Source organism: Halobacteriovorax sp. HLS, from assembly GCF_004006665.1.
Taxonomy (GTDB): domain Bacteria; phylum Bdellovibrionota; class Bacteriovoracia; order Bacteriovoracales; family Bacteriovoracaceae; genus Halobacteriovorax.
Genome location: NZ_QOCL01000001.1, coordinates 308,728 through 328,236, shown reverse-complemented (window position 1 = coordinate 328,236; position 19,509 = coordinate 308,728). Strand labels below are relative to the sequence as shown.

The 19,509-nt window shown below is 34.3% G+C and carries 22 protein-coding genes; 10 read left to right on the top strand and 12 right to left on the bottom strand.

Annotated elements, in window-relative coordinates:
• Window positions 1-4 precede the first annotated feature (4 nt).
• The gene (locus DPQ89_RS01615) at window positions 5-1,093 is read left to right on the top strand and encodes an aspartate kinase (RefSeq protein ID WP_127714491.1); all 1,089 of its coding nucleotides are present in this window, start codon (window positions 5-7) and stop codon (window positions 1,091-1,093) included.
• Here DPQ89_RS01615 and DPQ89_RS01610 read toward each other — a convergent pair.
• Window positions 1,023-2,132 (bottom strand): CpaF/VirB11 family protein, encoded by a 1,110-nt coding sequence (locus DPQ89_RS01610; protein WP_127714489.1) that lies wholly within the window; start codon window positions 2,130-2,132, stop codon window positions 1,023-1,025. The genes DPQ89_RS01615 and DPQ89_RS01610 overlap by 71 nt on opposite strands.
• Entirely contained in the window at window positions 2,132-3,499 is a 1,368-nt protein-coding gene (locus DPQ89_RS01605; RefSeq protein ID WP_127714487.1) for a hypothetical protein, read from the bottom strand. The genes DPQ89_RS01610 and DPQ89_RS01605 overlap by 1 nt, the downstream gene beginning before the upstream one ends.
• Between DPQ89_RS01605 and DPQ89_RS18725 the strand changes: the two genes are divergently transcribed.
• A complete protein-coding gene (locus DPQ89_RS18725) occupies window positions 3,498-3,623 on the top strand; it encodes a hypothetical protein (RefSeq protein ID WP_255411277.1) in 126 nt (41 codons plus the stop codon). The two genes, DPQ89_RS01605 and DPQ89_RS18725, sit on opposite strands and share 2 nt — an antisense overlap.
• Window positions 3,624-3,672: 49 nt before the next feature.
• Here DPQ89_RS18725 and DPQ89_RS01600 read toward each other — a convergent pair whose 3' ends face one another.
• Window positions 3,673-3,972, bottom strand: a complete 300-nt coding sequence (locus DPQ89_RS01600) for a hypothetical protein (RefSeq protein ID WP_127714485.1) — start codon at window positions 3,970-3,972, stop codon at window positions 3,673-3,675.
• The gene (locus tag DPQ89_RS01595; RefSeq protein WP_127714483.1) at window positions 3,956-4,408 is read right to left on the bottom strand and encodes a hypothetical protein; all 453 of its coding nucleotides are present in this window, start codon (window positions 4,406-4,408) and stop codon (window positions 3,956-3,958) included. Before DPQ89_RS01595 ends, DPQ89_RS01600 begins: the two co-directional genes overlap by 17 nt.
• Window positions 4,409-4,667: 259 nt before the next feature.
• Between DPQ89_RS01595 and DPQ89_RS01590 the strand changes: the two genes are divergently transcribed.
• Complete coding sequence (locus tag DPQ89_RS01590; RefSeq protein WP_127714481.1) at window positions 4,668-5,216, top strand: hypothetical protein; 549 nt, start codon at window positions 4,668-4,670, stop codon at window positions 5,214-5,216.
• Here the strand turns inward: DPQ89_RS01590 and DPQ89_RS01585 are convergent.
• Together DPQ89_RS01585 and DPQ89_RS01580 are read right to left on the bottom strand one after the other, a co-directional pair.
• The gene (locus DPQ89_RS01585) at window positions 5,155-5,739 is read right to left on the bottom strand and encodes a hypothetical protein (RefSeq protein ID WP_127714479.1); all 585 of its coding nucleotides are present in this window, start codon (window positions 5,737-5,739) and stop codon (window positions 5,155-5,157) included. The two genes, DPQ89_RS01590 and DPQ89_RS01585, sit on opposite strands and share 62 nt — an antisense overlap.
• A 235-nt stretch (window positions 5,740-5,974) precedes the next feature.
• Window positions 5,975-6,154, bottom strand: a complete 180-nt coding sequence (locus tag DPQ89_RS01580) for a hypothetical protein (RefSeq protein ID WP_127714477.1) — start codon at window positions 6,152-6,154, stop codon at window positions 5,975-5,977.
• A 173-nt stretch (window positions 6,155-6,327) separates the two neighbouring features.
• Here DPQ89_RS01580 and DPQ89_RS01575 point away from each other — a divergent pair, with 173 nt between their 5' ends.
• Both DPQ89_RS01575 and DPQ89_RS01570 read left to right on the top strand, forming a co-directional pair.
• On the top strand, window positions 6,328-6,999 hold the full coding sequence (locus DPQ89_RS01575) for an SPOR domain-containing protein (protein WP_127714475.1): 672 nt from the start codon (window positions 6,328-6,330) through the stop codon (window positions 6,997-6,999).
• Window positions 7,000-7,056: 57 nt separating this feature from the next.
• A complete protein-coding gene (locus DPQ89_RS01570) occupies window positions 7,057-8,130 on the top strand; it encodes a mannose-1-phosphate guanylyltransferase (RefSeq protein ID WP_127714473.1) in 1,074 nt (357 codons plus the stop codon).
• Here DPQ89_RS01570 and purB read toward each other — a convergent pair.
• The 4 genes from purB to DPQ89_RS01550 form a co-directional block, all read right to left on the bottom strand.
• On the bottom strand, window positions 8,125-9,468 hold the full coding sequence (purB, locus tag DPQ89_RS01565; RefSeq protein WP_127714471.1) for an adenylosuccinate lyase: 1,344 nt from the start codon (window positions 9,466-9,468) through the stop codon (window positions 8,125-8,127). The two genes, DPQ89_RS01570 and purB, sit on opposite strands and share 6 nt — an antisense overlap.
• Before the next feature lie 26 nt (window positions 9,469-9,494).
• Complete coding sequence (locus tag DPQ89_RS01560) at window positions 9,495-10,259, bottom strand: hypothetical protein (protein ID WP_127714469.1); 765 nt, start codon at window positions 10,257-10,259, stop codon at window positions 9,495-9,497.
• Between the two features lie 3 nt (window positions 10,260-10,262).
• On the bottom strand, window positions 10,263-11,723 hold the full coding sequence (locus DPQ89_RS01555) for a TolC family protein (RefSeq protein ID WP_127714467.1): 1,461 nt from the start codon (window positions 11,721-11,723) through the stop codon (window positions 10,263-10,265).
• Window positions 11,724-11,798: 75 nt separating this feature from the next.
• On the bottom strand, window positions 11,799-12,155 hold the full coding sequence (locus tag DPQ89_RS01550) for a hypothetical protein (protein WP_127714465.1): 357 nt from the start codon (window positions 12,153-12,155) through the stop codon (window positions 11,799-11,801).
• A 78-nt stretch (window positions 12,156-12,233) separates the two neighbouring features.
• Here DPQ89_RS01550 and kdsB point away from each other — a divergent pair, with 78 nt between their 5' ends.
• Genes kdsB through DPQ89_RS01530 form a run of 4 tightly spaced genes read left to right on the top strand, consistent with a single transcriptional unit; the run spans window position 12,234 to window position 15,944 of the window.
• A complete protein-coding gene (gene kdsB / locus DPQ89_RS01545) occupies window positions 12,234-12,995 on the top strand; it encodes a 3-deoxy-manno-octulosonate cytidylyltransferase (protein ID WP_164848215.1) in 762 nt (253 codons plus the stop codon).
• The gene (locus DPQ89_RS01540) at window positions 12,985-14,592 is read left to right on the top strand and encodes a CTP synthase (protein WP_127714461.1); all 1,608 of its coding nucleotides are present in this window, start codon (window positions 12,985-12,987) and stop codon (window positions 14,590-14,592) included. The genes kdsB and DPQ89_RS01540 overlap by 11 nt, the downstream gene beginning before the upstream one ends.
• Window positions 14,582-15,391: a 3-deoxy-8-phosphooctulonate synthase gene (gene kdsA, locus DPQ89_RS01535; protein WP_127714459.1), complete on the top strand. Its 810-nt coding sequence runs from the start codon at window positions 14,582-14,584 to the stop codon at window positions 15,389-15,391. Before DPQ89_RS01540 ends, kdsA begins: the two co-directional genes overlap by 11 nt.
• Window positions 15,381-15,944 carry an HAD family hydrolase gene (locus DPQ89_RS01530; RefSeq protein WP_127714457.1) on the top strand — a complete coding sequence of 188 codons (564 nt, stop codon included), beginning with the start codon at window positions 15,381-15,383 and terminating at the stop codon, window positions 15,942-15,944. Before kdsA ends, DPQ89_RS01530 begins: the two co-directional genes overlap by 11 nt.
• Here the strand turns inward: DPQ89_RS01530 and DPQ89_RS01525 are convergent.
• Window positions 15,937-18,021 (bottom strand): ATP-binding protein, encoded by a 2,085-nt coding sequence (locus DPQ89_RS01525; RefSeq protein ID WP_127714455.1) that lies wholly within the window; start codon window positions 18,019-18,021, stop codon window positions 15,937-15,939. The two genes, DPQ89_RS01530 and DPQ89_RS01525, sit on opposite strands and share 8 nt — an antisense overlap.
• Window positions 18,018-19,097 (bottom strand): substrate-binding domain-containing protein, encoded by a 1,080-nt coding sequence (locus DPQ89_RS01520; protein ID WP_127714453.1) that lies wholly within the window; start codon window positions 19,095-19,097, stop codon window positions 18,018-18,020. The genes DPQ89_RS01525 and DPQ89_RS01520 overlap by 4 nt, the downstream gene beginning before the upstream one ends.
• A 121-nt stretch (window positions 19,098-19,218) precedes the next feature.
• On the opposite strand from DPQ89_RS01520, the gene DPQ89_RS01515 reads away from it, so the two are divergent.
• Window positions 19,219-19,476: a DUF493 family protein gene (locus DPQ89_RS01515; protein WP_127714451.1), complete on the top strand. Its 258-nt coding sequence runs from the start codon at window positions 19,219-19,221 to the stop codon at window positions 19,474-19,476.
• The last annotated feature ends 33 nt before the right edge of the window (window positions 19,477-19,509 follow it).

Here is a 19,509-nt window from a genome sequence, read left to right as displayed (position 1 = left end):
GCTTTTGAAGCTTTATAAATTTGGTGGCAGTAGTGTCAAAGATGCTACTGCTATGAGAAAGGTCACCTCAATTATTGAAGAAGAACCAGAGTGTTCGATAGTAGTGATTAGTGCAACCAAGAACACCACTAATGAACTTGAGTTGATAGCTAAGTACTCTTTAAATAATTTAGATCGTGCCCGCCATCAATGGTTAAGTACGCTTAAAAGGCACCAACAGATTTGTGAAGATCTTGGTGTCTACGTATCTTTTGAACATATTTCGGATGAAGTCCTAGAACTAACTCAATCATTAAATTGTTTAAATGAGATTGAACCTAAACTTATGGATCAACTTTATAGCGTAGGTGAAAGGATCTCAACTTTGATCTTGAATTCATATCTTCAAAAAGCAATTACACGAAAAGTAAGTTTAAAAGATGTGCGAGAAGTCTTGTTTACAGATGAGCAGTGGTCTTTTGCTTGTCCAATAGTTGAAAGAATAAAAGATTGTGCTTGGCCAATTACTAATAATGAAATTATTTTGACTCAAGGATTTATTGGGAGAACAGTTGACGGAGCTACGACAACATTAGGACGAGAAGGTTCTGATTTTAGTGCAACCCTTCTCGCTCAAGCTCATGGCTGTAATGAGGTTTGTATTTGGACTGATGTTGAGGGAGTGGCGACGTTAGACCCTAGGCTTTCCAGTGAGGCCCAGTTCCTTTCTACGATGAGCTATGATCAAGCTGCAACTTTGGCCAGTCTCGGAGCGAAGGTTTTATTTAAAAGAACACTTGAACCTGCTAAAAAAGAAGGGTTTCTAGTGAGAGTTAAGTCGACAATGAAGCCTGATTTAGCGGGAACAGTTATTAGTAGTATTCCAAACGAGTCCAAGTATATTGCTATGGCAGTTGAAGGTTCTTTCATTTCAATAATTGGTCGTGAACTTTCACAAGATATTCTAAAAAACTATCTCTTAGAAAAAGAAATTTCTCCTTTGAGTATAAGCTCTACGGAAAACTCTATTAGTTTCGAGATAGCTAAGCAGAAAATGAACTCAGCTGTTGACCATATTCATGATTTGATTCTAACAAATCTTCATAATGTGTAACTCCACATTCTACATTAAGAAGCTTTATCACCTCAACGACCTTCTTATCTTCCATGTGTATAATAATATCAATTCCTGATGCAATTAGTTCTAGTGCTATGTCATTATTGATACCGTTCATTTTAGAATATAAACATAGCAATGTTGAGAGTCGCTGAGGAACTTTTGCGGCCGAATTCGCATGAATTGAACCAATAAGTCCCTTATGTCCATTATTTGCATTGAGGATGAAAGGAATACATTCGTGGGATCTAATTTCTCCTACAATAACCCTATCAGGCCTTAGTCTGAGTGAATAATTACAATAATCATTTAGTGAGTGACCATTCTGGGGACCAGATAGAAGTCTTGTAGAACACTGATTGGGAGAGATCAGTTCATGAGTATCTTCTATAATAATAAGGTGTTCTTCCTTATCGGCCTCACTTAAAAGTGTAGATATAAATGATGTTTTACCGGAGCCTGTTGAACCTGAGATAAGAATATTCTTTCTATTTTTGAATAAATTAATAACTATATTTTGGACTTTTAAAGAAGAGAAATATGAAGAAATAGGGTAGCTTTCCTTAGTATGAAATCTAATAGAAGCTTTATGTGAATGTTCGCAACTAAGAGATTTGTGGGTTAGAGAGATTCTTATATCTTGATTACCAATTCTATACTTAAAACTAACAAAGGGAGAGTTCTCATTCCAATCTATCCTTTCTTTTATACAAAGCAATTCTAGTGACAACTCAAGATCTTGCTGACTTATGCCACATTCGGTAGATTTTCTGCTATTTGCATAAATATATGTAATTGTTTTTGCACTATGAATAAGTATTTCTTCAATAGTAGAATCATATTGTATGAATTGTAGGTGCTCTATTTTTTCATACCAGTTTATGAGTAAATCTTTTGGTAGTAGAATTTGCCAATCTTTTCCAAATTCAATTTCTAGATTTGAAATGATTTGTTCCACACTCGGACAGTGAGCCCTTTGGATAGACTTCTTTATATAACTTCTACATAAATGTTTTAAATCATCACTTAAGTTCATTAAATTTCCTCTAGTTTGAAATAAATTAAGATATGTTTATTCGAGGTTAATTCATTATCGTTTGAGAAAAGTTTTCCAAGTAAAGGAATACTACTTACATACGGCAAGCTGTTAGATTGAGACTGTACTCCCGTGTGAAACAACTCACTTACTTTAGTTACAGAATCTAATGGCAGAAGAAGACTTGTTGAAAGTCTATTTGAAGTTATAGTTGGGTTCTCTCCTGCGTTTGGTTTTGAAAGTTCTGTTTCAAGAGAGAGTTTGTATTTGTCTCCATTTTTTCTGACTTCTGTTGTCAATTTTAGGCCGGCAAATTTCCATTGTGTATTTGATGATTCCTTTGTTCTAATAGTAAAAGGAATGTCACTTCCAAGACTTATTGTCGCACTTTCCTCCTCTGATAAAATCATTTGAGGAGTTGCTAAAGATGATATTTGCGCACTATCCTTGGTAAAGATGACCTCGTTATTATTTATTAGAGAGTTAAAGTCCTTTTTTAGAATATTTTCGACTTTTGAACTTAAAGCATTCATACCTAGTCCTTGATTAATTCCGGTTGCACTTTCAATGAGAATAATCCTTGCTTTTAGTAATATATTTGGACGAAGGTAAGCTCTGTCTAGCGCAAAAAATACGATGGGGATTTGTGGCATCAGCAAGTTTTCTGGCTTTATTTGAGTACTTAAATTTTTTTCGAATGTACACTTTAAGGGAATTTCACTAAAGTCACACTCGACAGGTGTAAGATGACTATCTAGAAGTTTTGTGTAGATTATGGAAGTCAATTGCTTGCTAAAGTTTTTCTCTAGATGAATATTTTGATCAAGAGGGTATAACTTAGAAGTTCGTTTCTTTAATACATCGCCAAGACTTTTGAGTTGCTCTAAATTTGTAACTGGAGTTGAAAAACTCAGTTTTCCATTATTAAGTGAAGGGTTTAGACCTTGTCCATCAAGTACCTTAATATCTTCATCTAAAGACATTTTTTGAACTTTACTGATGACTTGCACCATAACTCTTGTTTTAGGGGTATTTTTACTCCAAATTGTTAATGTCGAAACCCCTAAGTGTTTTGCCCTTATGATGAGTGATTTTTTGTCAGTTGAGGGCGTCGCTATGATTAGCTCTTTATTACTCATTGCGTAAGATGAACTCTGACTAAAGGGAAGTCTTCTATATTCTCCAATGGACAAAACAATAGATGATGACTCCTTTTCATAATATTCAGTACTTAGAGTATTGGGGGAGAGAATAAAAATATGGCCTAGCACAATTATTTTGACAATTTGTCTGCAACTAGGTAAAAAACCAGTTCTAATTAAAGAAAATAGTACTTTAAAGATTTTAATATATAGGAGAGATATCATGGTATCTAACACAAAAATTACTGAAAACAGAAGAAGAAACAAGAAGACAAAAGCTGGTGCTAAAAGAAAGGCCGCTAATAAGAACAAGGGAACAACTCCTAAGTTTGCAATTCACCAAGACTAATAGTCAAAGTGTAATTTATATATTTAAAGGCCTATTAATAGGCCTTTTTTTATTTCCAATAAACCCCCAAAGTTCGCTCTAAAATATATCTATTTCTAAAAACTAATTTGATTTCATCATTATTTTCAAGGCAAAGATGCGCAGCTTTAGGCTTCGTTTTACTAATACAGCTATTCTCATTTAATTCGAATTTATAGTATGAACTAGGTAGCTTAAATCTATTCTTAAAAATTCTTTCAATTAGGAGAGCTTTAGCGTTTTGGGTGGTCTTATAGGAAACCAAAATATAGGGAGTCGCAAAGCTAGTATTCATTAAAATTAATAGTGTGATACTAAAGAAGAATTTCATATCTTTTTTCCTTTTTATTTTTTTTAGCTTTTCTTTGTGGAATGAGTTGCCAATTTTCTTGATTCATTAGGATCAAGCCAACTTTATCAACAGGTATTTCAATTTCAAAAAAATCGGAATCAGCTTTTAATGCTATGATTTCAATATTCTCAATTTCAATATGTTTGATTTTGTGAAAGAGGTTTGCTCTTGTCGCATCTTCGCTAACAAAGGATTGGGCCTTTATCTTCATTCTTAAGAAATTTTCTTTTACTTGTTTCTGTGGAGCAGGTACTGAAATTGGCTTATTCATCAAAATAGACCTGAGGCCATGAGATATAAAGAAAATTAGAATAAATTTAATTATCAAAAAACGCTGTTTTTTCTTATTTCGGATCTCTGTAGATTCTTTGAATATTTTTAGACTTGAATCTATTCCATTTATACTTGAATTCATGTAGCTCTCTTTTTTCGATTTTTTGTATATGTATTATTGCCTTAGTAAAGCTCATTAAACTTAAGCAAAGCACGAATAGGAATACCGATACTTCTATTTGACTGATTCCTCTATTGTCCATAGTCACCTCTAGTTCATATATCCAACACATCTTGGAAGAGCTAGATTTCAGGACAATAGGACTCTATTTTTTTCACTTGTGAAGCGAAATTGGACAAATTAATTTATAAGGATGTAAGCTTGATAGAGAGGAGCCAATATGATCAAAGAAATATCTATTTTTCTTATAGTTGCCGTTTTTTCAAATCAGATTTTCGCCGTAGGTAAGCTTGCTACTATTTCGAAGTCCATCTTGATAGAGAGTTCACACTCTGATGTCTTTGATATTGTTAAAAATACAATGAATGATTATCTTTGGAGAAGTGAGGTTAATCACATGAGTTCGAATGGGGAGTTTGAAATAGGGACCATTTATACAGAGGATGCTCACATTGGTTTTGCAAAGAACTTTATAACTAGAACTCAATTAGTTGAGCTCAAGAGTGAAGACTATGCTTTCTATATTACACCCAAAGATTCTCCTTACTACCTTGAAAGTCTACGTCAGGTAAAGAGGATTGATCATAATAGAACTCTATTTACTTACACTGTTAAATTTGAGGCCTCTATGAGTAAGGCTACAATTGGAATTTCGCTCCCAGCGAAGGTTTTAGAAAAGTCCTATGGTGTGATAATGAATAAATATCTTAGAAGTTTAAGAAATCATTTAGAGGATGGAGAGTCTTTCGAGTCTCTATATAAACCTTAGTTGAAAGAGTAGATTTGACAGTTACTTTTGACTTTAGAGAAGATAAAAAGTTGGTCGAATAATAAAAGGCCGAAAAAGTTCTCGTTTTAAAGCTTGTTGTCTCATCTAGATTTCTAATAAATCCTAATTTTACTTTATATGGGTGTGCTTGAAGTAAGTGCATTTTACAGCTCTTTGCACATTCTTTTATAGCATTTGTATTTCTATAGTATTTATATAATTCGTAGTTTTGTTTTAATATTAACCCCTTTATAAGTACCGATGCAGTTTGTGAAACATATGGAATTTTTGAATGCTTAAGAGGGAAGTTAACTCTGATAATTTTATTAGCTTGAGCAATTGATGAGACGAACTCTGATAGATAAAATTGTGACTTTCGCATACAGATTAGTGTATTTAGTTTTGTAGATGCTTGCTTGTATGTATTCAATGAATGACCTATCACAATGACCATGATCCCACTAAGAACAAGTAAGAGTAAGCACATTATTAACTGAGAAGAGCCTCGTTCATTTTTTATCATTTTGAAAGAGTATAGTCTTTGTTTAGAATAATATTTAAATCATTTGATGTAACTTTTCTTATTCTTCCGCATACATTGAAGTAACTTGTCTTAGATGTCAGAATTGTTTCTTCTAATGAATGAATTGACCTTCTATAGTGTATAGAGTTACAAGATGATCTTTTTAACAATGAAATGGAGTAGGTTGTTGTGGCCACAGTTATCGTGAGGCCCAACACTATTGAAGTTATGATCATTATCTTACAGGTATGGTTCTAACGACTTCTTTTTTCATTTTCTCAACACGTGTTTGTATGGTCTGCCCAAATTGTTTCATTGCGACTAGGCAGAAAATTCCTACTAAAGATGATATGATGACATACTCCATAACTCCCTGACCTTGTTGATTTCTTAGTAATTTCATTGTTGCTTTCATGGTTTCTCCTTTGAAAAAGTCTTTACTGAAGCGGTTGCAGGGGAGGTGCCAATGTCGGGAACCAAAAAACAGAGCTTTGCACTTTTTAAGAGTCCAGCTATTGGACCACTAGGAAAAAATAACTACCTGTAATTACGATTGCATGAGATTTGTGTCGAGATTAAAATAACTTCATGGACGATAAAACTAAATTATATGTATTCGCTAAAAAAGAAGTCTTTTTAATCTTCGTGTTTATGATTTTAATATCATTAACATCCTTCCTTTTAGGTGTGAAGATTGGTGTCAATAACTCATTCGAACAATCAGGTTACACTGTTGAGGATAAAGTTAAAGTTGATATTCTTTCTCCTGATGAAGAAAAGGTGAATGAGCTTGAAGAAGCTACAAAGAAAAATGACGAAGAAACATATAAAGCTTTAAAAGAAAAAACAGATAATTCATTAAAAATGAAGATGGAAAAAGAGTTTTTAAATGAAAATTCAAAGTTTAATTCTAGTGATACTCCTGCAGCACAGGATGTAGTAAAGAATAATGAAATTGCTGTAGTAGAAAAGAATGAAAAGCAAATAGAAGTACCGGCCCCAAAAAGTGATGACTTCACTGGTAAGCACACAATTCAGGTAGGAGCGTTCCCTTCCTTAGACGAAGCAGAAAGCTTCGCTAAAGGATTCAAGGCCAGAGGATATACACCAATTATCAATGAAGCGGTTATTCCCAACAGAGGAACTTGGTATCGAGTATCATTAGGTGTTTTTGATAATGTAAGTGACGCTAAAGATTATGTGCTTGAACATAAGTCATTATTCGAGTCCTCAGAATATCATTTCAAACAATTTGAATAATTCACATAAATGAAATAGTCTGGTAATATATCCTTATATCTCTATTAAGGAATTGTTATGACAAATATATATGCTCTTATTATGGCAGGTGGTCAAGGAACTAGATTTTGGCCAGAGTCTACTTCAAAAAAGCCAAAACAATATTTATCTCTAGTCTCTAAACAGAGTCTATTAGCGGATACTCTTGCACGACTTGAGGGACTTGTTGAAGTTGATAAGAGGTTTATTGTAACCGTTGAGGCCCAAAAACAATTAGCTTCTCAAAACTCACAGGGAATGATTGGTAAGTCGGGGATAGTCCTTGAGCCTAGCGGTCGAAATACAGCTCCTTGTATCCTTTTATCGATTGCTACTTTATTAAAAAATGGAGCAAGTAAAGATGATGTTGTCGCTATTCTACCCTCAGATCATGTTATTTTAAATAAGTCTGGTTTCCAACAAACACTCTCTCAGGCAACTCTTCTTTCTAAAGAAACTAAAAATATTGTTACGATAGGAATTCCTCCGCATTTTCCTCACACTGGATATGGATATATTCAAAGAGGCAAAGAACTAAGCGAAGGTTCCTTTAAAGTTAGTTCTTTTAAAGAGAAACCTAATTTTGAAACAGCTGCAAAATATCTTGAAGAAGGGAAGTACTTTTGGAATGCTGGAATGTTTGTCGCTGAAATAGGAGTACTATTAGATGAGTTTAAAGAACATTCTGCTGAGACTTTTTCTTTTTATAATGATCTCTATGAAGCTATAGGGGATGATAGTAAAGTTGCGAAGGTGTATTCGCAAATGCCTGCAGACTCTATTGATTATGCTGTTATGGAAAAATCTCAAAAAGTTTCTGTTTGTCAGGCGAACTTTGATTGGAATGACTTAGGCTCTTGGGATGCGTTAAGTTCGGTTATTGAAGATACTGATGGTAATACTCTCGTTGCAGGTTCCAATCATTACTTTGAAGAGTCAAAAGGTAATATTATCTTTGCCCCAGGGAAGTTTGTATCTTTAATTAATGTAAATGATCTAATTATTATATCCAATGAAAAGAATGTAGTTGTTCTTCCAAAGAGTGACTCTCAAAATGTTAAAAATGTTGTGAGTTTCTTGAAAGAACAAGACTGGGGAAAAGAGCTGCTATAGTTCTTTTCCTTCTGGGTAGCTCTTTAAAACTCTATCGAAAACCTTCTGACTAGATGAAAGAAATATTTTCTTTATTTCATCTCTATTAGGAGTTGGAAGTTCTAGTTCTGTACCTTTATCTTTTAATAAGTTCTGGATTGTCTTCAAGAATACTTCTGCACTTGAACTCTTTACAGATTCAAAACTAGCTTGTTGAACAATTGTATACAATTCATCTCTTTGAAAGTTGGTTTTTTCTATTAGTTGATGCAAATAATAGCTCGATAGGTAAGTGGTATTTTCATAAACTCTATTCGAAATCACCTCTTCATGAAAAACAAGATTTTCTACAGTTGATGATAATCTCTTTAGTGAGTACTGAAGAATTCCAAAGCTGTCTGGTAGGTACATTCTTTCAGTAGAGGAATGTGAAATATCTCTTTCGTGCCACAACACAATATTGTCTAGAGCAATTTGTGAATGGGATCTAAGCATTCTTGCCATACCTGTAAGATTTTCTGCACTAATAGGGTTCTTCTTATGTGGCATTGTTGAAGATCCTTTTTGACCCTTAGAAAAACCTTCATGAAGCTCTCCAATGTCTGATCTATGTAAATGTCTGATCTCTACACAAAGGCGCTCTATAGCCGATCCAGTCATTGAGATAATGTTAATAAGTTTTGCGAGCCTATCTCTTGGAATTACTTGAGTGCTATGTTCTTCCGGTCGTACGCCTAACTGTTTCGCGGCAACAGACTCTTGTTCAGGAGTGAGAATAGTGTAATTACCTACAGCTCCTGAGAATTGAACTCTTAGCTCTTTTTCATAATAATCTTTGAGCTCTTGGTACCTTCTAGCGAACTCAGCATAGTGTCCTAGAAGTTTTTGTCCAAAGCTCATAGGTTCAGCATACATACCATGAGATCTGCCCATTGTAGGCATATTCTTTGTTTCCTCAGCTCTAATTATCAGTGCACTAAGTAACTTCTTAAAGCTCGGAAGGATTACTTCTAAGGATTGTTTTATTTGAAGAGTTAAAGAAGAGTCGATAATATCACTTGAAGTCACCCCATAGTGAAAGAACTTTCCAAGTTCGGGTTTTAGGTTTTCAGTAATTGAGGTACAAAAGGCAATAATGTCATGTCTTGTTTCCAGCTCAATTTCACAAATTCTTTCAACATTAATAGATGAGTTTTGTGAGATTTTCTCACTTGTTCCTTGTGGAACTAGTGTTCCTTGTGGAACTAGTGTTCCTTCTAATGCCTTCATTATTGCAAGCTCTACTTGCAGATAGGTTTGAAATTTTCTTTCCTCAGTCCAGATTGAAGAAATTTCTTTTGATTCATACCTTGAGATCACAGCGTTCTCCTTTGAAAGCTAAGCATTTAAAAGTAAAATGACACATCTACTGCAAAAGTTGTCCATTGAAGTAGAAGGGATCTTGCACTCGATGTTTCGCCATCTGTAGTCGCGGCCCTTTTTACTTGAGCTAGATTATAATTAAATCTTCCACCCCAATGAAATGTCTCGCTTGAACGGAAGTGTAACCCAAAATCTGCTTTAAGGCCCGGTCCACTATAGCTTTCCCCAAGCTCCGTTTTGGTAGAGTTGTAAGAGAGCATTGCACCAACAGTTTCAAACAAATTATCACTACTAAAGAGGGTCTGAATTAAACTTGTTCTATAAGATATTCCTGTTCCTAGAGAAAGAGTCGTAAGGTTTTGTTGGTCAATTTGCTCATTCGAAAAGCCTGGAAATTGCGCATTGTCTTTCGTGACACTTGATAAAACGGCAGATGATTGAGCTATGTAAAATTCCCACCAAGCATGATCAAGTTTTTTTGCTGCTTGAAATTCAAATCCTGTTACTCCTGTAATATCCATAGGGTCAACATTGAAGTTATACATAGCAGTGATTCTGAAGCTATCTTGCTTAGTTGAATAGTTGTCGAGTGATAGTCCTTTTTCGAGATCATATCTCTTTATCTGTAAGTTTTCATCCAGGCTTTTATCTTCTTTTGATTTATCAGAGCGAAGATACTTAATATCACTTTCGAGTTCTGAGTCGGTAGGCGGAACTGTCGAATCTTGCCCATATGTCGAAGTCATTACTAAGAAAGAGAAAAGTAGTCGAGTAAGTCTAGAGTTCATATCCTATTCCTTAATTTTTACAGCAAGATTTTCGAAGTTTTCACCTGGAAAGTCTTCAAGGCCAATTGTTCTTGCTAATTCAATTTTGTTAACAAGATGGATGTATTTAGTTTGTTCCATTAGTATCTGAGTCTCAGTCAATTCGATCAATGTATTCTTAAAGTTTATATATCGAGTTTTCTTATTCATATAATTTTCTAGAATGGTATCGAAAGTTTTTTGTAATGTCGGAATTCGAGCATCTAAGATATTAATTTGGTTTTGAAGACTTGTTACTGTGAAGTATCTTGCTTTGATATCTGCTTCAACTTCTCTATTAACTAATCCTTTTCTTGAAAATGCGATATGTTTTTCTAGCATAGAAGATCGAGTTGCTCGATCGTTAAACAGGCCTCCCTTTCCAGTGATTGACCAAGTTGCATTAATGCTTGCCACAATATCAATATCTGAATTTCCTGGACCAGTAGAGTAGTGTGTTGAGTTAGTTGATGAGTTAAACCTGTAGTCGTAGGCTCCTAACTTCAGACTGATCTTTGGAAGAGGTAGATTCTCTTTTAGGGCCAGCTCATAACTTCTTTTTGCATTCTCAACACCAACTTGAGCATTTAAAGATGAAGGGTTTGTTTTTTTTGCCAGTTTAATTGCCTCACTTAAAGAGGTACTAATTAATTTATATTTTAATGAATCTCTCAATAAGTACTTAGTACCAACTTCATCATTAATTAACTTAGCAATTTGTTCATTTTGTATTTGAACATTATTCTTGGCATCGTGATATTCGTTTTGCGCTCTAAGATACTCAGCTCTAGATAAGTAGTAATCTTCTTTAGTTGTTTTCTTTAATGAAATCTTTTCTCTGTTAAGTCTATAAATAAAAGAAGCATGACGAAGCTGATCACGCTTCAATCGCTCAACTTCTTGATAGAAATAGAGTTTGAAGTAATTTTGAATGAGATCATGTTTTAAATCTCTAGACCTTTCTTTTAAGACATCTTTTGATCGCTTATAAGTCTCTTTAGTGTTTAAGTATTGAAGATAATCTTTACCCCAATTGAAAATAGTGTAATCACCAAAATTTAGCGATAAAGTACCATCCGGTGTGCTACTTCTTTTATTAGTTGTACTAGAGCCATTAACCAATGTTCCAAGTCGTTGCTCATTTGTATCCAAAGAGATACTGACCTGGGGAATCCAAAACTCTTCCCAGCTATCTTTCCAAGAGAGATCTAGAATTTCTCCTTGATACTTTCTTATTTCTTGTTCTTGATTACTTCTAAGACCTTGCTCGATGACATCATTTAAGTTTAGGGCCTTGTAGTTTGTATTACTTTGTGATGACTGATCAATAGACTGAACATAAGCATCTGTTCTAAGCTGCTTTGGAGTCGTTTGCGCAATACTTGAAGTCATAGAAATGGCCAATATAGACTGGGCCAGTACTGTTTTTTTAATGAATCCGTTCATTTATAATATCTCTACTTAAGTGTGTGTAGTAAAATGGTACGATATTATTGATGGGGTGTGAAGAAAAGAATTAACTTAAAGTGTTAGGCCAGGACAACCAGTTCTTACTATACTCTCTTCTAAATGAGTAATTTTGATAAGCGACAAGCGTAGCTCATTTTTGAGCTTACTATAATTATCTACAAGTTTAATTTTTACAGATTCTTTTTCTTTTGGAACATACTTCAAGAGCCTTCTGTTTCTTGTAATTAGCTCCATGAGTTTTTGTTTATGCGATACCTTCTGATTTCGCTTAAAAAGTAACTCTTCGCATCGTCTGGAAATAGTAGGATCAGTAATAACTGTATTTTCATAGTCCTGTGCACTAATTGATATAGGTCCAATTAAGAAGCAAAGCGTAAATATGAGGTTTATAAGTATTCTGCTTATCATTTGTCATATTTATAATATCATAACTTGGAAACTTTAAAGGATAGTGTTAAATTCTACCCTTGAGATCACGGAGATATTTTGAATGATTTAAGAGTTCTAGTACTCATTCCTGCTCGTTATGCTTCTACTAGGTTTCCTGGAAAACCTCTGGCCTTAATCTCTAAAAAATCAATGATTCAAAGAGTCTATGAAAATTGTTCTTTAATTAAAGACCAATTAAAAAACTCGGTTGTTAGTGTCGTTACTGATAATGATCAGATTGAAGAGCATGTAAATAGCTTTGGTGGCAGAGTTGTTCGAGTTGATGATGACGTACCATCTGGAAGCGAGAGAATTGCTCTTGCACTGAGAAGACACTTTTCGCACCAGAAATGGGATCTTGTGATAAACGTTCAAGGAGATGAACCACTTATCGAAAGTGATTTGCTGTGCAGACTGTCAAAATATCACGCTAACAGTGACTTTGATATTGCGACTGTTGTAAAGCCTCACTTCAATAATAGGGCAGACTTTCAGGACAAGAATAAAGTTAAAGCGATATATTCTCCTATAAAAGGTCAATGTCTTTACTTTTCTAGACAAAGTATTCCGATGGACCGTGATGGAGATTCTAACGGACAATGGTTTTTACACATAGGTATTTACTCTTATAGACCAGAAGTTCTTGAAGATTTTTGTAACCTTGAAAGCTCATACTATGAAAAGCGTGAAAAACTTGAACAATTAAGGGCACTGGAAAATGGTTACACTATAGGTGCAATCACAACAGATATGACTCTAATGGGAGTAGATACCCCAGAAGATATAGAAAAACTTGAAGGAGTTTTAAGTGACAGCTAAGAAAAATGCGAAGAAGTTTATTTTTATAACCGGTGGAGTTGCTAGCTCCCTAGGTAAGGGTCTTGCTGCTGCAAGTATTGCAGGATTAATGGAGCGTAGAGGGTTAAGTGTAAATATGTTGAAAATGGATCCTTATATTAATGTTGATCCAGGCACTATGAGCCCTACTCAGCATGGAGAAGTTTTTGTTACAGATGACGGTGCTGAGACAGATTTAGATCTAGGTCATTACGAAAGGTTTACTTCTCTAACTTTAAGTCGCACTAGTAATTTTACAACCGGACAAGTTTATTTAAATGTTATTGAAAACGAAAGAGAAGGTAAGTACCTAGGAAAAACTGTTCAAGTTGTCCCACATATTACAAATGAAATTAAAAGACGAATTCACTTAGCAGCAGAAAAAGCTGAAGTTCTTATTGGCGAAATTGGTGGAACAGTTGGAGATATAGAGTCTCAACCCTTTGTCGAATCTATTAGACAACTTGCTCATGATGTAGGACCTGAGAATGTACTCTTTGTTCACTTGGTACTAGTTCCTTATCTTGGAGCTGCAGGAGAATTGAAGACCAAACCTGCACAGCACTCAGTTAAAGAATTGAGGTCTATGGGTCTTTTTCCACAAATTATTATTTGTCGTTCTGATAGGCAGATTGAAGAGTCGCTAATCGACAAGATTTCGCTTTTTTGTAATGTATCTAAGGTTAATGTCTTCCAATCAATTGATGTCGACACAATATATAGAGTACCATTAAGTTTTCATGAGCAAGGATTAGATCAGAGAATAGCTGATCTTTTAGGAATTTGGGCCGTCTCTCCAAAAATCGAAGATTTAAAAAGTGTCGTTTATAATTTCGAAAATCCACTTAGAAAAGTTAAAATTGGAATTGTTGGTAAGTACACTGAACTTGTGGAAAGTTATAAATCATTGGATGAAGCTCTTAACCATGCGGCTAACTCGTGTCAGTTACAGCTAGAGCCTGTTTATATTGATGCTGAAGATTTAGAGAAAGGAAAGCTTGATGCTTTAAAAGAAATTCAAGGGATTCTAGTTCCTGGAGGCTTTGGTCAAAGAGGGACTGAAGGGAAGATTCAAGCGATTAAATACGCTAGAGAGAATGATCTTCCTTTCTTTGGAATTTGTCTGGGGATGCAACTCGCAATGATTGAGTTTGCAAGAAATATTGTAGGTCTAGAGACTGCAACCTCTGAGGAGTTTGGTAGTGGTGGTGATTTACTCATCCACTATATGGAGGGACAGAGTGATGAAGGTTCTAAAGGTGGAAGTATGCGCCTAGGAGCTTACGACTGTGAGTTATTAGAAGGCTCTCTTGCTAAGAAAATATACGGACAAGAAGTTATCTCGGAGAGACATCGTCACCGACTAGAAGTTAATAACCTTTACATTAGTAAAGTTAGTGAGGCTGGAATGGTTATTTCAGGAAGAAATAAGGATTTAGACTTAGTGGAAGTAATAGAGATAAAAGAGCATCCTTTCTTCATTGCTTGCCAGTATCATCCGGAGTTTAAGTCTAGACCGTATTCACCACATCCACTATTTAGATCATTCATCGAAAAGGCAGATAAATATGAAATTTAATAAAATGGACTTCTTCATGGGGCCTTGCGTTTTAGAAAGTGAGACCCTTGCAATGGATATAGCCGGTAAATTGGTTGAGGATTTAGCTGAATTCGAAGATAAAATTCTTTTTCACTTTAAAGGAAGTTTTGATAAGGCTAATCGTTCTAGTATCGATTCATATAGAGGTCCAGGGATTGAGAAAGGTCTTAAAATTTTAGAAAAAGTATCTAAGGCTTATGGTATTACAACAATTACTGATTTTCATTCACCTGCTCAAGCCGATGAAGTGGCAAGTGTTGTACATACATTACAAGTACCAGCTTTTCTTTGTCGTCAAACAGATATGATTTTGGCAGGAGCTGAAGCCTGTAAAAAGTATGGCGGGCAACTAAAAGTAAAGAAAGGACAGTTTCTCAGCCCTGAAGAAACAAAGAATATAGTTGATAAAGCAGTTAACTTCTTGCCTAAAGAAAAAATTCTTTTAACTGAAAGAGGAACAAGTTTTGGTTACAATAACCTTGTTGTTGATATGGCAAGTTTTGAAATAATGAAAAGTTTTGGTGTGAGGGCAATCCACGATGCTACTCACTGTGTTCAAAAGCCTGGTGGAAATGGAACTTTTACAGGTGGAAAGAGAGAGCAAATTTTAACTTTAGCAAAAGCCGCCGTAGCAGCGGGAGCAGATGGTATTTTTATGGAATGTCATCCAGACCCAACAAATGCACTTTCAGACTCAGCAACTTGTTTGGATATCAAGCGTGTTAAGTCTATCGTTAAGCAATTAATTACAATTAAAGAGGTATGTCGTGAGTCGTGATTTAAGAGAAGTTGCCAAGAAGTTTCAAGCAAAGCTAGATAAGATCAAAGTTGTTGCTTTTGATGTGGATGGTATCCTAACTGACGGAAGAGTCTGGTACAGCGGTGACGAAATGGGATGGAATAGATTTACTGACACAAGTGACGGCTATGGATTAAAAATGCTTAAGAACTTTGGTTTTAAAGTAGGCGTTATCACTGGGGGAGATTCTCTCAGTGTGATTAAAAGATTCAAAGAGAATTTAAAACTCGATTTTGTATATTACGGAAATGAGGATAAGAGAGAAGGATTTCAAAAGCTTCTTGATCAAGGTTATAAAGCGGAAGAAGTTCTCTTCATGGGAGACGAATTCTTTGATCTTCCATTACTTATGGCAAGTGGCTTTTCTGCTACGGTTCCAAATACGAGTGAAGAAATAAAAGATAGAGTTGATTATGTTACCTCTACTCCAGCTCCTGGCTGTGTTAGAGAAGTGATAGATATTATCCGATATTCAAGAAACTTATATCCTGATATTTTAGATATTAATGGCGAGCTTATAAAGTTTAACTAGGACTTTTAGGAAGCTTTATCACAAAGTGGGCTCCTGAAATAGATTTAACTAATTCTAGAGTTCCACCCATCTCGATAATAATAGACTTTGAAATAGATAATCCTAGGCCTGTTCCCTTGCCTTGTGCTTTGGTAGTATAAAAAGGTGTAAAGATAGATTCTATAATATCTTTTGGTATGCCTGGTCCAGTGTCTTTAAAGTTCAAATAACAAAACTCCTCATCTGTGAATGCTTCGATGATAATTTCCTTTTGCTTAGCATTTTCTAGTGCGTCGATGGAGTTATTAATTAAATTAATCATTACTTGTGAAAATTGAGTTTCCTTTATGAAGCATTGACTACCATCTTCAATCTTAAGCTTAAGTGATATCTTCTTTCTTTTAACCTTCTCTTCTATGAAAATAAGAGATTTTTTAATTATCTGATTAACTTCTCGCACCACTTGTTTATCTTTTTTGGAATCTCTAGAAAAGTCTAAAAAGTGAGAGACTATTGTAGTAGTTCTTTGAACAGAATCATCGATATTTGTTAAATAGGACTTAATTATATTTGCCTTAGTCTCTTCCATTTTTATCAATTTAAGCTCAGATTCTAAGAGAGCTAGTGATAGGGAAATAACACCCATTGGATTATTTACTTCATGAGCAATACTTCCCGCGACTTCACCAAGAGCTGCTAGCTTTTGATTATGAATCGTGTTTGATCTTTCTTCTTCAATTTTTTTACTGGCATGAACTTTTTCCGTGTTATCGAAACATTGTGCAAAATAAGTTTTTTCCTCTGGATCATAACTCATAGTCCATGAAGTGTACTTCCATTCATCAAATGATTTAAAAATAACTTCTTCATTATTAATCTGTTCGCCTCTTTGGGCCTGTTCAATGAGCTGGCTCAGCTTGAAGCATTTTGAAAGAAGAGTGTCATTTACAATATTATCTCTATTCTTCTTTATCCCAAAAAGTAGCTGAGCTGAGTCGTTGTATTGGAGAAGCTTGTGGTCTTTATCCCATATAAGTGTTGGAAGATTTGAGGACTCTATATAGCGAGACAGTTGATTTTTCTTTTTTTGAAAATTTACAAAAACAGTAGAGAAGCTATCGCTGATAAGATTAAATTCTTTGATAGTACTTCGGTGATGAATCTTTAACTCTTCATCCTTTATTGAATTTTCTAGATATGCAAGTAGTCTATTTAGAGGAGGTAATAACGACTTGTTTGCAATTGTTGCAGCTGAAATACTTAATATTATTGTAATAATAATAGTAAAAAGAAAAGTCTTTAAAAATGAGACGCGAAGGTTTTGAATTATATTCTTTTTAGAGATAAAAAGAAGCTCTAGCTTTACGTTGCTGATATTTAGTATTGATTTGTAATAGATCTTATTTTCAATAGGTATAAGCTCTTTTTCATTCAAAGGATGTATTTTATCAAGAATGGATTGTTTGATTGGTCTTGTTCCAGATATAAGCCTTTTCTCATAAACAATATTAAATGTTTTATGGGTTAGTTTTTCAGCAATTCTAGTCGTTAAATCTGTATTTTTATTTAAAAGTAATCCACTATGAAGTGTTCCTAGAACTCGCCCGGTTGCATGACTAGTAATTGGATGACTTGTAAAATAAACGAGTAGTCCTTTATATGATATAAGAGAACTTCTGTTTTCGTGATAATTTTTTATATAGTTACTAAGAACTTCATTAGTTTCTAAAATATTGATACTAACATCTATTATTTTCCTATCGTCTTCATATGAAAGTGCAAGAAAGTCGCTAGAGGAGTCATAATTGTATGCATCTTCAAGAGATTTTTTGATTTTACTTTCATTATTACTCTCGAGGCTTTCTCTTATATAGAGGTTTTCTGAAACACGTTTAGTTTGATTATGTAGGTTTGAAAACTCTGATTCTAAAAATAGCTTGGAAAGTTTAAATTCTTCGTCGAAGTTGTTAATTAAGTTTTCTCTAAAAATTGATGACGAAGATTGATACTGAAGAAATAGTATAGGGGTAATAACTATAAAGTTAGTTATAAGTATAATGAAACCTAAAAGTATGGATAGGTTATAGTCTTTCTTCATTTATCAGAGTACCTAAAGGAGCGAGCTTTCAGTGAATTAAGTTCATTTATAGTAGTCTCTTTATCAATAATGACCATTTCTCCAGAAAAAACTTTTGGAATTAAGTGAGACTTATTTTCTATATCTAACTTTATTGCTTCTGCCATTGCTACACCATTATCATCATTTATTCTCATTACAGTGTAATCAATTCCATTCTTTTTTGAACTAGTTATGCTCTCTAGTTCAGCACTTCCACCGCCCCAACCATTTATAAAGAAGTTATAATTTCTTTCTTTTTCAAATTTTTCCGAAGTGATTGCTATATCTGTTGCGCAAGTAAAAAGTATGTCTATATTCTTTTCTCTCTTTGTTAGATCTATTAGGGCCTTTCTAACTTTTTCTTCTTTTCCGTCCGTGTAGTACTTTCCTAAGAGGGTCCATTTTTTATTCTTGTTAAGCTTCTTGATGACTGTTTCGCCTCGCATTTTACTTACATAGCCATCTGTGTAATAGAGCATTGCGTATCTACCCCCATTAGGGAAGGATTTTTCTAACCTTTCAATAAGTAGCTGACTTCCTCTTTCGTGATCAAACCCTACGTACAAGAAAGGAGGATTCTCTAGCCACATTTTCTTAGGAGTTGTAATATTTTGTAAAATGAGTTTTGTCTTTCTTTGCTCCAGTATCTGAGAAATTAGTTTGGTGTGCTTATTAGAGTCAAGAGTGAAAACAAGGTAGTCAGGATTTCCTTTTAAAGATTTTTTTATATTCTTTGCCTGTTCTCTAATTTGTTTTTTTTCGGTAGAAAATTCTTCAATTTGATAGTCTATATTCAACTCATCCATTCTCAGCTTAAAAGACTTAACACTTCTTTTCCAGTAATCTGAAATTTGCTTGCCAGGGTAGACTATCGAAATTTTTATTTTCTTTTGCTGATTTTTCTTTATTTTTACCGATGATTGCCTTACTTGTTTAGAGAAGTTTTGATGAATAATATCTTGACCTGGATTTTTCTCTAAGAAATCGGCAAAGCTTAAGTAATCACTTGCATAACAATTAGAAATTGAAACTAAAATCAGTATAAGTATTTTCACAATTTTTCCTCGATATATTCTCATCGGAAACTATTGAAATTAGTTAAATGTTAAAGTCTTAGCCTTGACTCTATGAAAACCATATCTTATAAAAGTTGAGCTAATTAGTTGGAGTTACGTTATGGAATCAATGGAAAAATTAAAAGAATTGCTTGATGAGTCATATACTTGGCCAGCTCCATATTTGTTCAAGTTTATTGTGCCTACCTCTGAATTATCATCGTTAGAAAAGTTCACGGCAAAATATGTGATGACACAGAAGCCGTCGAAAAATGGTAAATATACCTCTGTTAGTATTACTGTTAATTGCGAATCATCCCAGCAAGTTCTTGAGTTCTATGAAAAGGTTTCTGTTATTCCAGGAATCATATCTCTGTAGTAAGATATAGTTATATTTAATTAATGAATGGAG